The 14,004-nt window shown below is 43.6% G+C and carries 17 protein-coding genes; all 17 read left to right on the top strand.

Translation table 11 applies throughout. The features are described from left to right. The first annotated feature begins 25 nt into the window (after positions 1-25). Positions 26-1,453: an aspartate ammonia-lyase gene (gene aspA / locus AAGG74_RS03110; protein ID WP_429674505.1), complete on the top strand. Its 1,428-nt coding sequence runs from the start codon at positions 26-28 to the stop codon at positions 1,451-1,453. Between the two features lie 144 nt (positions 1,454-1,597). Next, positions 1,598-3,004 carry a malate-H+/Na+-lactate antiporter MleN gene (mleN, locus tag AAGG74_RS03115; protein WP_162102537.1) on the top strand — a complete coding sequence of 469 codons (1,407 nt, stop codon included), beginning with the start codon at positions 1,598-1,600 and terminating at the stop codon, positions 3,002-3,004. 17 nt (positions 3,005-3,021) lie between these two features. Beyond that, complete coding sequence (locus AAGG74_RS03120; RefSeq protein WP_225493794.1) at positions 3,022-4,341, top strand: NAD-dependent malic enzyme; 1,320 nt, start codon at positions 3,022-3,024, stop codon at positions 4,339-4,341. 98 nt (positions 4,342-4,439) lie between these two features. Beyond that, entirely contained in the window at positions 4,440-4,655 is a 216-nt protein-coding gene (locus AAGG74_RS03125) for a hypothetical protein (RefSeq protein ID WP_225493795.1), read from the top strand. 100 nt (positions 4,656-4,755) lie between these two features. Further along, positions 4,756-5,400, top strand: coding sequence for a stage II sporulation protein M (gene spoIIM / locus AAGG74_RS03130; protein ID WP_162102539.1), 645 nt, complete (start codon positions 4,756-4,758; stop codon positions 5,398-5,400). 112 nt (positions 5,401-5,512) lie between these two features. After that, the gene (fur, locus tag AAGG74_RS03135; RefSeq protein WP_162102540.1) at positions 5,513-5,962 is read left to right on the top strand and encodes a ferric iron uptake transcriptional regulator; all 450 of its coding nucleotides are present in this window, start codon (positions 5,513-5,515) and stop codon (positions 5,960-5,962) included. A gap of 123 nt (positions 5,963-6,085) precedes the next feature. After that, the gene (locus AAGG74_RS03140) at positions 6,086-6,313 is read left to right on the top strand and encodes a YqzK family protein (protein ID WP_162102541.1); all 228 of its coding nucleotides are present in this window, start codon (positions 6,086-6,088) and stop codon (positions 6,311-6,313) included. Positions 6,314-6,320: 7 nt separating this feature from the next. Continuing rightward, positions 6,321-7,211 (top strand): site-specific tyrosine recombinase XerD, encoded by an 891-nt coding sequence (xerD, locus tag AAGG74_RS03145; protein ID WP_429674506.1) that lies wholly within the window; start codon positions 6,321-6,323, stop codon positions 7,209-7,211. Positions 7,212-7,372: 161 nt separating this feature from the next. Then, positions 7,373-8,557: a phosphopentomutase gene (deoB, locus tag AAGG74_RS03150; RefSeq protein ID WP_162102543.1), complete on the top strand. Its 1,185-nt coding sequence runs from the start codon at positions 7,373-7,375 to the stop codon at positions 8,555-8,557. 12 nt (positions 8,558-8,569) lie between these two features. Beyond that, the gene (locus AAGG74_RS03155; RefSeq protein ID WP_429674507.1) at positions 8,570-9,385 is read left to right on the top strand and encodes a purine nucleoside phosphorylase I, inosine and guanosine-specific; all 816 of its coding nucleotides are present in this window, start codon (positions 8,570-8,572) and stop codon (positions 9,383-9,385) included. Positions 9,386-9,536: 151 nt separating this feature from the next. Further along, the gene (gene dacF, locus AAGG74_RS03160; RefSeq protein WP_162102545.1) at positions 9,537-10,706 is read left to right on the top strand and encodes a D-alanyl-D-alanine carboxypeptidase DacF; all 1,170 of its coding nucleotides are present in this window, start codon (positions 9,537-9,539) and stop codon (positions 10,704-10,706) included. A 95-nt stretch (positions 10,707-10,801) separates the two neighbouring features. After that, positions 10,802-11,155, top strand: a complete 354-nt coding sequence (gene spoIIAA, locus AAGG74_RS03165) for an anti-sigma F factor antagonist (protein WP_429674508.1) — start codon at positions 10,802-10,804, stop codon at positions 11,153-11,155. After that, a complete protein-coding gene (spoIIAB, locus tag AAGG74_RS03170) occupies positions 11,152-11,592 on the top strand; it encodes an anti-sigma F factor (RefSeq protein WP_162102547.1) in 441 nt (146 codons plus the stop codon). Before spoIIAA ends, spoIIAB begins: the two co-directional genes overlap by 4 nt. Positions 11,593-11,603: 11 nt before the next feature. Next, on the top strand, positions 11,604-12,371 hold the full coding sequence (gene sigF / locus AAGG74_RS03175) for an RNA polymerase sporulation sigma factor SigF (protein ID WP_162102548.1): 768 nt from the start codon (positions 11,604-11,606) through the stop codon (positions 12,369-12,371). Positions 12,372-12,497: 126 nt separating this feature from the next. Beyond that, entirely contained in the window at positions 12,498-13,118 is a 621-nt protein-coding gene (gene spoVAA, locus AAGG74_RS03180) for a stage V sporulation protein SpoVAA (protein WP_162102549.1), read from the top strand. Continuing rightward, positions 13,108-13,533 (top strand): stage V sporulation protein SpoVAB, encoded by a 426-nt coding sequence (spoVAB, locus tag AAGG74_RS03185; protein WP_225493797.1) that lies wholly within the window; start codon positions 13,108-13,110, stop codon positions 13,531-13,533. The genes spoVAA and spoVAB overlap by 11 nt, the downstream gene beginning before the upstream one ends. 12 nt (positions 13,534-13,545) lie before the next feature. Further along, positions 13,546-13,998 carry a stage V sporulation protein AC gene (gene spoVAC / locus AAGG74_RS03190; RefSeq protein ID WP_162102551.1) on the top strand — a complete coding sequence of 151 codons (453 nt, stop codon included), beginning with the start codon at positions 13,546-13,548 and terminating at the stop codon, positions 13,996-13,998. Positions 13,999-14,004 lie beyond the last annotated feature (6 nt).

Below are 14,004 nucleotides of genomic sequence, written 5' to 3' on the forward strand. Positions count from 1 at the left end.
AAAGAGAGAAAGTAGGGTAAAGATGATGTTAAACGGCCAAAAAGAATACCGCGTAGAAAAAGACTTCCTTGGAGAAAAACAAATTGAAGCGGATGTTTATTACGGAATACAGACACTTCGAGCTTCTGAAAACTTCCCGATTACGGGATACAAGATCCATGAAGAAATGATTAATGCGCTGGCGATTGTTAAAAAAGCTGCGGCTCTTGCCAACATGGACGTGAAACGGCTGTATGAAGGAATTGGCCAAGCTATCGTACAAGCCGCTGATGAGGTTTTGGAAGGCAAATGGCATGACCAGTTTATCGTTGATCCGATTCAAGGCGGTGCCGGAACTTCTATGAATATGAATGCGAATGAGGTTATCGGAAACCGGGCGCTTGAAATCATGGGACATAAAAAGGGCGACTATATCCATTTAAGCCCAAACACACATGTGAATATGTCACAGTCGACAAACGATGTGTTCCCGACTGCGATTCATATTTCCACATTGAAGCTGTTAGAAAAACTGCTGAAAACAATGGAGGACATGCACAGTGTGTTCAAACAAAAAGCACAGGAATTTGATTCTGTGATTAAAATGGGACGGACACATCTGCAAGATGCTGTGCCGATTCGGCTTGGCCAGGAATTTGAAGCGTACAGCCGTGTTCTGGAGCGTGATATGAAACGAATCAAGCAATCCCGCCAGCATCTTTATGAAGTCAACATGGGTGCAACTGCTGTGGGTACAGGCTTGAATGCCGATCCTGAATATATCAAACAGGTTGTAAAGCACCTTGCTGGTATCAGCGGACTTCCTCTTGTCGGTGCAGACCATCTTGTTGATGCAACACAAAATACAGATGCCTATACAGAGGTGTCAGCGGCATTAAAGGTCTGCATGATGAACATGTCTAAGATTGCAAATGACCTTCGTTTGATGGCGTCAGGCCCGCGCGCAGGACTTGCGGAAATTTCATTGCCGGCACGTCAGCCGGGTTCATCCATTATGCCGGGGAAAGTCAATCCGGTTATGGCCGAGCTCATCAACCAAATCGCATTCCAGGTCATCGGAAACGACAATACGATCTGTCTGGCTTCAGAAGCCGGCCAGCTTGAATTGAATGTCATGGAGCCTGTACTTGTTTTCAATTTGCTTCAATCAATCAGCATCATGAACAATGGCTTCCATTCGTTCACTGATTATTGCTTAAAAGGCATCGAAGCAAACGAAAAACGCTTGAAACAATACGTGGAAAAAAGTGCGGGAGTGATCACTGCGGTCAACCCGCACCTTGGGTATGAAGCGGCGGCCCGAATTGCCCGGGAAGCGATTATGACAGGCCAATCAGTCCGCGATCTATGCCTGCAACATGATGTGCTGACAGAAGAAGAATTGGATACAATTTTAAATCCATATGAGATGACAAAACCAGGTATTGCAGGAAAAGAACTATTAGAAAAATAAAATTTAAACAAAATACAGCTTATTCATCTCCATATAGCCGGATGAATAAGCTGTTTACAACATAGGGATGAGGAAGGTATAGTATACATATTGCACTTTTTATTGAAAGCGTTTTAGCTTTTTTTACATGAAGGGGGACTTCTTTTGAAGGATGTAAGACTGCCAACATTATTCGAAATTATTATTGTACTAGGATCTTTTTTAGCACTTGTCATGTCGTTTACTGTCTTTTTAGACCTGCCGATACAGCTCGCGCTTTTCATTTCCTGGTTTATTGCAATGATTCTCGGAATCAGGCTCGGTTATTCTTACAAAGATATGCAAAATGCGATTCTGCATGGCATATCAAACGGGCTTGAAGCCGTTCTGATTCTCGTTTCAGTCGGAGCGCTCATTGGAACCTGGATCGCCGGCGGCGTTGTGCCGACACTGATTTATTACGGTTTAGAATTTATTCACCCTAGTATCTTTTTACTTGCAACGTTAATCATTTGTTCAATTATGTCAGTAGCAACGGGAACGTCATGGGGAACAGTCGGGACTGCGGGCATCGCCATGATCGCAATTGGAGAAGGATTAGGGATTCCGCTTCCACTTGTAGCCGGGGCTATTCTTTCAGGCGCTTACTTCGGGGACAAGCTGTCTCCTCTGTCTGACAGTACCGTTCTTGCTTCTTCACTGTCTAAAGTAGATGTCTTAGACCACGTGAGAGCAATGCTCTTTTTATCTGTGCCAGCCTATGTGATTACAGCCATTTTATTTACTATTACCGGCTTTATGTACGGCGGAAAAAATATTGATCTGGATAAAGTTGAATTCTTGAAATCATCTTTGCAAAATACGTTTGATATTCATATTTGGATGCTTATTCCGGCTGTTGTCGTGATTGTCTTATTAATGATGAAAAAGCCGTCTATGCCGGTTATCGTGATCGGTGCTTTGCTTGGTGCAATCTGGGCTGCTGTTTTCCAAGGCATGAACATTGCGGATGCGATTGCTACAGCGTACAACGGATTTTCTATTCACACAGACGTTGAATTTTTGAACGGGCTTTTAAATCGCGGCGGAATTGTCGGAATGCTCAGTTCTCTTGTCGTGATTATTTTTGGCCTTGGTTTTGGCGGACTGCTTGAGAAACTTGGCGTGCTGAAAGTTATTGTCTCTATGTTTGAAAAGAAATTAACATCATCAGGAAATGTCACTTTATCTACGCTGATTGTTGCGTTTTTAGCGAATATCTTTGGCTGTGCGATGTATGTTTCCCTTATTTTGACGCCGAAAATCATGGAAAACAGCTATGATAAATTGAATCTCGACAGAAGGGTATTATCCCGTAACGCAGAGGTCGGGGGGACATTAACGTCAGGTATGGTCCCTTGGTCTGATAACGGTATTTACATGGCTGGTATTTTAGGTGTTTCTACCTTTGCCTATCTGCCGTTTATGTGGCTCAGCTTTGTCGCAATAGGTCTTGCTATTATCTATGGTTATACAGGGAAGTTTATCTGGTATACCAAAAACAATACAGATAAAGCCGAAAAACTAGGCTAACAGGGAGGATCCACTGCATGATCGCGAAACACATGATTCGGACAATGATGATTGAAACGCCTTCAGTTCCCGGAAATCTTGGAAGGGTTGCTACGGCAATCGGCCTTCTGGGCGGGGATATTGGTGAAGTGGAGACAGTAAAAGTTGGACCCAATTACACCATGCGGAATATTACCGTTCAAGTGGAGAATGAAGAACAGCTCCAGGAAGTGATCGAGGCTGTCCAGGCCTTGGGAGAAGGAATCAGACTTCACACTGTATCTGATGAAGTCCTGTCCGCACATGAAGGCGGAAAAATTCAAATGAAAAGCAAAATGCCGATTCGCTCACTGGCAGAGCTCGGACGTGTTTATACACCTGGTGTCGCAGAGGTGTGCAGGCTGATTGAAAAAGAGCCGGAAAAAGCGTCTATTTATACAACGATCAGCAATTCTGTCGCGATTGTAACAGATGGAACGGCAATTCTCGGTCTCGGCAATATCGGCTCCGTGGCAGGCATGCCTGTCATGGAAGGAAAGGCGGCCCTGTTTGATCAGCTGGCAGGTATTAGCGGCATTCCGATATTGCTTGATACGAGTGATTCTGAAGAAATCATTAAAACGGTAAAACATATTTCTCCGGGTTTTAGCGGCATCCTGCTTGAAGATATCGGCTCACCGCATTGCTTCGAAATCGAGGACCGACTAAAAGAGGAGCTGAATATCCCTGTTATGCACGATGATCAGCATGGTACAGCTGTTGTGACGCTGGCAGCTGCCATCTCGGCATGCAGGAGTGCAGGTGTTAATCTGAAAGAAGCAAAAGTGGGGCAAATCGGCCTGGGTGCAGCAGGAGTTGCCATCTGCCGGATGTTTATGGCCTATGGCGTGAAAGCAGTATGCGGAACGGACAAGTCAGAGACAGCCATGAACCGTCTTGAACAATACGGGGGCCAAGCGGTCGCAAGCATTGAGGAACTTATGGAAACATGTGATATTGTCATTGCGACAACGGGCGTTCCGGGATTAATTAAACCAGCATTTGTACGTACTGGCCAGGTCATTTTGGCTCTCTCAAATCCGAAGCCCGAAATTGAGCCGGATGCCGCGCTGCAGGCTGGTGCGGCTTATGCAGCGGACGGACGTTCTGTTAATAATGTACTCGGTTTTCCGGGTATTTTCAGAGGAGCGCTCAACGCAAAAAGCAAGGACATTAATCATGAGATGCTTGTCGCAGCAGCAGAAGCTATCGCAGCCTGCACAAAACAAGGCGATGTGGTCCCGCAGCCGCTAGACCCAAACGTCCATCAGGAGGTAGCAGCTGCGGTAGAACACGCAGCTCTTGCAGCAATGGAATAACTGAGGGGAGGCAGCATCTGGCATAAACAGATGCTGTTTTTTCATTGATAATGATCTCTGCTATAATGGCCGTGAAAATAAATAAAGGAGTGATCAAAATGGCGAAAAGCCGAGCGAAAAAGAAACGAGCGCATCTGCTTAGAAATGGCGGACGTGACGTCTTATTATCAAGAAACAGCAGGCCATCGTTCAGCACACATGAAAGAATGACAAAGAGCAAAAAATCGATATTGAATAAAAGGAAGCAAAAAAACCCTTATGATCAGACCACAATTGATGATAAGGATTTTTTTATGCCCCGAAAAGCCGCCTAGCAATTCTTCTCTATTGTTTCTTTTTGAAAAAGAGCATGTTTTTCCGTTTCTTTCATACAATCTATTAAATAAATCAATAGAGCGGGCGGGAGGAAACGGTATGCGAAAAGTCTCTTATAAGGACATGTTTCTCAGACATGTCAAAGATCATCTCTCTCTTTATATATTTGTCTCAGTACTGTTTTTCATGGGTGTTATCTTTGGCGCCATCATTGTCAACAGCATGACCATCAGTCAGAAAGAAGATTTATACTACTATTTAAGCCGATTTTTCGGGCAGCTTTCGGATGGAAAACAGGCAAGTTCATCTGACATGTTTGCACAAAGTATCTTTCATAATGCTAAATATTTAGGGTTAATGTGGATATTGGGGATTTCCGTCATTGGGATGCCGATTATTTTTATCATGATCTTTTTGAAAGGCATCGTAGTCGGCTTTACTGTCGGGTTCCTTGTCAATCAGATGGGAGCCGGCGGTTTTTTCTTATCCTTTGTCTCCGTTTTGCCGCAAAATGTGCTTCTGATTCCGGCGTATCTCATGATGGGCACGTGTGCGATTGCGTTTTCTCTGAAGTTAATCAGGCAGCTGTTCGTGAAACGAAGCCTTCATGACGCGCCGATTCAATGGTTCGGTCGGTATGCCTTTGTGCTTCTGATCATTCTGTTTTTAGCATTGATCTCCTCTCTTTTTGAGGCTTATTTGTCTCCAATTTTCATGGAAAAGCTTACATCAAGATTATTTTAAAATTATTATCAAAAAAAAACCATTTTATTTATCAGTTTATAATAATTATAGTTGGAACTCTGCGCGTATTTTGTTATAATGAGTCATGGAATGCGGCGTAGGAGGGAAAGACATGGAAAACCGTATTGATCGAATTAAGAAACAGCTGCACTCATCCAGCTACAAACTTACGCCTCAGCGTGAAGCGACAGTAAGGGTGCTGCTTGAAAACGAAGAAGACCATTTAAGCGCAGAAGATGTATACCTCCTCGTAAAAGAGAAATCTCCTGAGATCGGTCTCGCAACAGTATACCGTACGCTTGAATTATTAACTGAATTAAAAGTTGTTGATAAAATTAACTTTGGAGACGGCGTTTCCCGTTACGACCTTCGGAAAGAGGGTGCAGCTCACTTTCATCACCACTTGGTGTGTATGGAGTGCGGAGCCGTTGATGAAATTGAAGAAGATTTGCTTGAAGACGTGGAAGACATCATTGAACATGATTGGAAATTTAAGATTAAAGATCATAGATTGACGTTTCATGGCATTTGCCACCGTTGTAACGGAAAAGAAGCTGAATAGATGGTGCCGAGCGCGAGCCTTTTCTCATGTGGAAAGGGTTTTTTGCTGTTTCTATGTATAAAACCCTTCTGATTTGGCATATGGTTTAAATAACTGGAACCATAGGAAAGGATCGATTAGGACATGGGAAGATTCCTAAAAACAGCTCTCGATGCATTGAAAGTTTTCATCCTGTTTACCGGTTTTACCGCTCTGTTCTATTATGCTATGATATGGGTGAATCAAGAGTATGAAAACTATCATCGGTACGATAAACCGGAAGGGTCCGCTGTAAAAGTTGTTGAAATGGATCAGGATAAAAAAGGCGGATGGTTCGACCGGTTGATCTTTTTTTACCAAAATGGGGAGTAGATCACGAGTGAAAGATCAAATAAAGGATTTCATCCACTACGTCATGGTAGAGAGAGGGCTTTCTCAAAACACGGTGGTATCCTATGAACGTGACTTGAAAAGCTATTCTATCTATTTAACAGAAACCCTTCATGTTACAGATTGGAATCACGTAACCCGCATACATATTATCCAATATTTAAAGCACTTGAGGGACTCGGGGAAATCCGGAAAGACATCGGCGCGGCACTTGGCATCCATTCGTTCTTTTCATCAATTTCTGCTCAGAGAAAGGGTGACCGACAAGGACCCTTCTGTTCATATTGAGACACAAAAAACTGAACGCGCGCTTCCGAAGGTGCTTGCGCTCAATGAGGTTGAGCGGTTATTGGACACGCCCAAGCTGACAAGCCCTTTTGGCTATCGAGATAAGGCGATGCTGGAGCTGCTTTATGCGACAGGCATACGAGTCAGTGAGATGATTGAATTGAAAACATCAGATGTCCATTTATCCATGGGTTTTGTCCGCTGTTTCGGAAAAGGAAGAAAAGAACGGATTGTGCCAATCGGTGAAACCGCTGCTTCCGCCATTGAGGAATATATGACAAAAGCCAGAGGAAAACTGTTAAAGAACAATGTGTCTGACGCTCTCTTTTTAAATCATCACGGCAAACAGATCAGCCGCCAGGGATTTTGGAAGAATTTAAAGAAAATCGCGTTGGAAGCCGGGATCAAAAAAGAATTGACACCGCATACGCTCAGGCATTCCTTTGCGACCCATCTGCTTGAGAATGGGGCTGATTTAAGAGCTGTGCAGGAAATGCTCGGTCATGCGGATATATCCACAACGCAAATTTATACGCATGTGACGAAAACAAGGCTGAAGGATGTGTACAAGCAGTTTCATCCGCGCGCCTAGCCGCAGGTGGCTGCGGCTTTTTTAGTTTAGAGCGGCAGAAAATATTGAAGTTTCTCATTATTTTCTAATGCATTGTCAACGGGAATGAAAACGATTTATACTTGAGTTGTCAGACCTCTTAGCGATACAATAGACGTATAGAAAAAAAGGAGGCTTTTAAGATGCCTGCATACAAATATAATCGTGTGTTTTTAATTGTAATGGACTCAGTGGGAATCGGTGAAGCGCCGGATGCTGCTGATTTCAATGATGAAGGCGCCAATACGCTCGGACATATCGCCGAGCATATGAATGGATTACATATGCCGAATATGGCAAAACTCGGCCTTGGTCTCATCGGAGATATCAAAGGTGTACAAAAGACAGAAAAACCGCTTGCCTATTACGGAAAAATGCAAGAAGCGTCCAATGGTAAAGATACAATGACTGGCCATTGGGAGATTATGGGCTTATATATTGACAAACCGTTTAAAGTATTTCCGGAAGGTTTTCCAGATGAACTGCTTCAAGAACTGGAAAAGAGATCCGGACGCAAAATAATTGGAAATAAGCCGGCTTCAGGCACAGCAATTTTAGACGAACTTGGCCGGGAGCATATGGAGACAGGAGCTTTAATTGTCTATACATCTGCTGACTCTGTTCTGCAAATTGCTGCTCATGAAGAGATTGTGCCGCTTGAAGAGCTGTACCGTATTTGTGAGACGGCGAGAGAGCTGACACTTGATCCGAAGTATATGGTAGGCCGCATTATTGCACGGCCGTTCGTCGGAGAGCCGGGACAATTTAAACGGACACCAAACCGTCATGACTATGCGCTTAAACCGTTTGACCGTACCGTCATGAATGAATTAAACGACAGCGGCTTAGATGTGATCTCGATCGGAAAAATTTCTGATATTTATGATGGAGAAGGCATTACTTCTTCGCGGAGAACGGTTTCCAATATGGACGGCATGGACAAGGTGATTGATACGCTGGGGGAAGACTTTACGGGCCTCAGCTTTGCGAACCTTGTTGATTTTGATGCTTTATTCGGACATCGCCGTGACCCTGAAGGATACGGACGCGCGCTTGAAGAATTTGATGCACGTCTTCCGGAAGTATTTGAGAAAATGAAAGAAGACGATCTGTTAATCATTACAGCCGATCACGGCAATGATCCGATTCACCATGGTACCGACCATACACGCGAATACGTGCCGATTCTCGCTTACAGCAAGAAACATAAGAAAGCGCAAATGCTGCCGCTTGCAGATACATTTGCCGATATTGGTGCAACGATCGCTGATAATTTCCAAACAAATCAACCGAAATACGGGAAAAGCTTTTTATCTTTATTACAATAGGGGGACTGTTTCTTGAAAGACAGAATCGAACGCGCAGCCGCTTTTATTAAGCAAAACCTGCCGGAATCTCCGAAGATCGGCCTTATTTTAGGCTCAGGTCTCGGAATTTTGGCGGATGAAATCGAACATCCAGTTAAGCTGAAATATGAAGACATACCTGAATTCCCGGTATCCACTGTTGAGGGGCATGCCGGCCAGCTTGTGCTTGGCACTCTTGAAGGAGTCTCTGTTATTGCAATGCAGGGCCGTTTTCATTTTTATGAAGGCTATTCAATGGATAAGATCACTTTCCCTGTACGCGTCATGAAAGCGCTCGGCGTGGAAGCATTGATTGTGACAAATGCCGCTGGTGGTGTCAATACTGAATTCCGTGCGGGAGACTTAATGATCATTACCGATCATATCAACTTTATGGGAACAAATCCGTTAATCGGGCCAAATGAAGCCGATTTCGGCGCTAGATTTCCAGATATGTCTCAAGCATATGACAAAGATCTTTCCAGCCTAGCTGAAAAAGTTGCAAAAGACCTTAACATTCCGCTTCAAAAGGGTGTATATACCGCTGTGACAGGTCCTTCTTACGAAACGCCGGCAGAAGTACGTTTCTTAAGAACAATGGGCTCTGATGCAGTCGGCATGTCTACTGTACCGGAAGTGATTGTAGCGAATCATGCGGGAATGCGAGTCCTCGGTATTTCCTGCATCTCTAACGCAGCAGCCGGAATTCTGGATCAGCCGTTAAGTCATGATGAAGTAATGGAAGTGACCGAAAAAGTAAAAGCAGGATTCTTGAAGCTTGTCAAAGCGGTCGTCGCTCAGTATGAATAAATGTTTAAGATCGAAAGACAGCTGTGTCTGATAGGACGCAGCTGTCTTTTTTTTATGCCTAAAAAAGATACGAAACATTTTCCATCAAAGGCGTATAAAACCAGCCGGCTTGGAAAAAATAAAAAGGATTATGAAATGGAGGGCTTTTGAGATGAAACGTCTTTTATCCACTTTGTTGATTGGTATAATGCTGCTTACATTTGCACCGTCTGCATTTGCAAAACAAGACGGAAAACGTACATCGGAGCTTGCTCATGAAGCGAAGTCTGCGGTGCTGATCGAACGTGACACGGGAAAAGTGCTTTACAACAAAAACAGTAATGAAAGACTGGCGCCTGCAAGCATGACGAAAATTATGACGATGCTTTTAATTATGAAAGCTTTAGATGAAGGCAAGATCAAAATGAGTGATAAGGTCCGTGCAAGCGAACACGCGGCTTCAATGGGCGGCTCACAGATTTTTCTGGAACCTGGTGAAGAAATGACTGTCAAAGAAATGCTGAAAGGCATCGCAATCGCATCAGGAAATGATGCTTCCGTAGCGATGGCTGAATTCATTTCCGGCTCTGAAGAAGAATTTGTGAAGAAAATGAACGAAACAGCAAAAGAGCTGGGCTTGAAAAACACATCCTTCAAAAACCCGACCGGGCTGACCGAAAAAGGACATTACAGCTCTGCTTACGACATGGCCATCATGGCTAAGGAATTATTGAAATACGAATCCATCACGAAGTTTACCGGCACGTATGAAGATTATTTGCGCGAACATACAGATAAAAAGTTTTGGCTTGTGAATACGAATCGACTGATCAAATTTTATCCTGGCGTAGACGGCGTTAAGACAGGCTATACAGGAGAGGCCAAATATTGTCTGACAGCTTCAGCGAAAAAAGGAAACATGCGGGCGATCGCGGTTGTCTTCGGGGCGAGCACCCCTAAAGAAAGAAACGCGCAAGTGACAAAGATGCTCGATTACGCATTTAACCAGTATGAAACGCATCCTTTATATAAACGAAATGAAACAGTAGCAAAAATAAAGGTCAAAAAAGGAAAACAAAAATTTCTCGAACTTACGACATCTGAGCCGATTTCAATCCTGACGAAAAAAGGCGCGGATATGAAAAATGTAAAAAAAGAAATCAAAATGAATGACAATGTAAGTGCTCCAATTCACAAAGGGCAAGAGCTTGGCACACTCATATTGAAAAAGGATGGAGACGTGCTCGCTGAAAGTCCTGTTGCTGCTAAAGAGGATATGAAGAAAGCCGGTTTCTTAACATTCTTGAAACGGACGATGGCAGACTGGACAAAATTTAAGTAATTATGCCGAATGATCACTAGTTTTGTCATGGTGAAGGAATTCATTCCTTCGAAATCGAAACACTCATTATCCGATCATATCAAGGAGGAATGAGCATGAGCCTTGGAATTGACATGTATGTCAAAGAATCTGTGCTTTGTATTCGATTAACAGGTGAACTCGATCACCATACAGCTGAAACCTTAAAGCAAAAAGTGACTCAATCATTGGAAAAGGAAGATATTCGCCATATTGTGCTGAACCTGGAAGACCTTTCCTTTATGGACAGCTCAGGGCTTGGCGTTATTTTAGGAAGATACAAGCAAATTAAGCAAATTGGCGGGGAAATGGTCGTTTGCGCTATCTCGCCTGCAGTAAAACGGCTGTTTGATATGTCGGGTCTGTTTAAAATTATTCGTTTTGAACAATCCGAGCAGCAAGCGCTGCTGACGCTGGGGGTGGCCTCATGAAAAATGAAATGCATCTTGAATTTTCTGCTCTCAGCCAGAATGAATCGTTCGCCCGCGTGACAGTTGCTTCGTTTATTGCCCAGCTTGACCCGACAATGGACGAGCTAACCGAAATCAAAACAGTCGTGTCAGAGGCTGTGACAAACGCCATTATCCATGGATATGAAGAGAATTGTGACGGAAAAGTTTACATTTCAGTGACGCTGGAAGATCATATCGTATACATGACTATTCGTGATGAAGGCAGAGGGATTACAGATCTTGAAGAAGCCCGCCAGCCTTTATTTACGACAAAGCCTGAGCTCGAACGGTCTGGAATGGGCTTTACCATTATGGAAAATTTCATGGATGATGTCAGCATCGATTCTTCGCCTGAGATGGGCACAACGATTCGCTTAACAAAGCACTTATCAAAAAGCAAAGCGCTTTGTAATTAAGGAGATTTGTTATGGATGTGGAGGTTAAGAAAAACAGCAAAAACGCTCAGCTGAAGGATCATGAAGTAAAGGAATTAATCAAACAAAGCCAAAATGGCGACCAGCAGGCAAGAGACCTCCTCATAGAAAAAAACATGCGTCTTGTTTGGTCTGTCGTACAGCGGTTTTTAAACAGAGGCTACGAGCCTGATGATCTTTTCCAGATCGGCTGCATTGGGCTGTTAAAATCTGTAGACAAATTTGATTTAACCTATGATGTGCGTTTTTCAACATATGCAGTGCCGATGATTATCGGTGAAATCCAGCGTTTTATCCGTGATGATGGAACCGTAAAGGTGTCCAGGTCATTAAAAGAGCTCGGCAACAAAATCCGGCGTGCGAAGGATGAGCTTTCCAAAACACTATGTCGAGTGCCGACGGTGCAGGAGATTGCAGACTACTTAGATATAGAAGCAGAAGATGTCATACTCGCCCAAGAGGCGGTAAGGGCTCCGTCTTCGATTCACGAAACCGTTTATGAAAACGACGGAGATCCGATTACTTTGCTTGATCAAATTGCTGACAACTCAGAAGAAAAATGGTTTGACAAGATTGCGCTGAAAGAAGCAATCAGCGATTTGGAGGAAAGGGAAAAACTAATTGTTTATCTCAGATATTATAAAGACAAAACGCAGTCCGAGGTGGCTGAGCGGCTTGGGATCTCTCAAGTTCAGGTATCCAGACTCGAAAAGAAAATATTAAAACAGATCAAGGTTCAAATGGATCATACGGATAGCTAGTCTGCCATGCAGACTAGCTTTTTTGTGCGTGAAAGCGTGGTAATTTATGGTCTTTTCAAGCGGATGAATGAGAACAAAATCGAACCACATACTACATATATAACCACCGAAAGATGGTGATCAAAGATGGAACGACGTATATTTATCCGACTTCGTCACAGAGTGCTGGCCCGCCCGGGAGATATCATCACGGTGGGAGATGCCGCGCAAATTGAAGGACAGCTTCAGCTGAAAAAGAAACTATCGGCTATGCCGCTTTACCAGGTGAGCGAAAAAGATAAAAATATCGTAATTCTGGATATCATACAAGTTCTCAAAGCCATCCATTTACAAGATCCGGCTCTTGATGTTCAAACGGTAGGCGGGGCAGAAGCCATTGTTGAAGTTCAGTATCGAAAACGGCAATTATCAACAGTTCTGTTTATCGGTGTCTGGCTGCTTCTGTTTATCGGATCGTGTCTTGCCATTATGAACTTTCATGAGGATGTCAGCATGAGGGATGTCCATATCGCACTATATGAAATCATAACCGGAGAGAGAAATGACTATCCATATTTGCTTCAAATCCCATACAGCATCGGTTTGGGACTTGGGATGATTGTGTTTTTTAACCACATATTTAAAAAGCGCCTAAATGAAGAGCCTAGCCCGCTGGAGGTTGAGATGTTTAACTACCAGCTTGATCTCGACCAATATGTAGCCATGCATGAGAATCAAGAAACAATAAAGGACCTGCATGATCGTTAGTGTCTTGTTCATTATTTTTGTCGGGCTCGGCGGGGGTATCACAGTGGGGGCGGGTTTCGTTGCCTTTTTAACCGTAATGGGAATCATTCCGCGGCTGATGCAGCTCACCAAAACAATGAGATTTGTCCAAGCTTATGAAGCGGCTGTTATTTTTGGCGCTGTTTGCGGCGGATGGGAGACGCTTCATATGAACCATCTTTTTTTAACAAAATGGATTGCCGTTCCGGTCGGACTGCTGGCAGGGGTGTTTGTCGGAATGCTTGCGGCTGCCCTCACAGAGGTTTTAAATGTCCTGCCGATTTTGGCAAAACGAATCGGGCTCAGAAGTAAGATCATTATTCTGTTAATGGCCATCGTGTTTGGAAAAATTGCCGGCTCTCTATTTCACTGGCTGTATTTTGTTGATCATTCATAAGGAGGTTTCAAGATGACAAACATAAAAGAAAACTACAAATCAAAAGTAAAAACCTATCAGCCTAAGCCGCCGTACATCTGGAACTGTGTAAAAGCCTTTCTGGTAGGCGGTCTGATCTGCGCCATCGGGCAAGGTCTGCAAAATTTTTATATTCATTTTTTTAATTTTAATGAAAAAACAGCAGGAAACCCAACGGCGGCCACACTAATATTAATTTCTGCACTGCTTACAGGGTTCGGCATCTATGACAGAATCGGACAGTTTGCAGGCGCTGGTTCAGCCGTGCCGGTCACAGGTTTTGCTAACAGTATGGCAAGTGCGGCTCTTGAATATAAAAGCGAAGGGTTAGTGCTCGGAGTAGCGACAAACATGTTTAAACTAGCGGGAAATGTTATTGTTTTCGGAGTTGTGGCTGCTTACATCGTCGGAATGATCCGGTTTGCTTTTGAGAAACTGATGTCATAGGAGGAG

Source organism: Bacillus mexicanus (assembly GCF_050445615.1).
GTDB classification, from domain to species: domain Bacteria; phylum Bacillota; class Bacilli; order Bacillales; family Bacillaceae; genus Bacillus; species Bacillus mexicanus.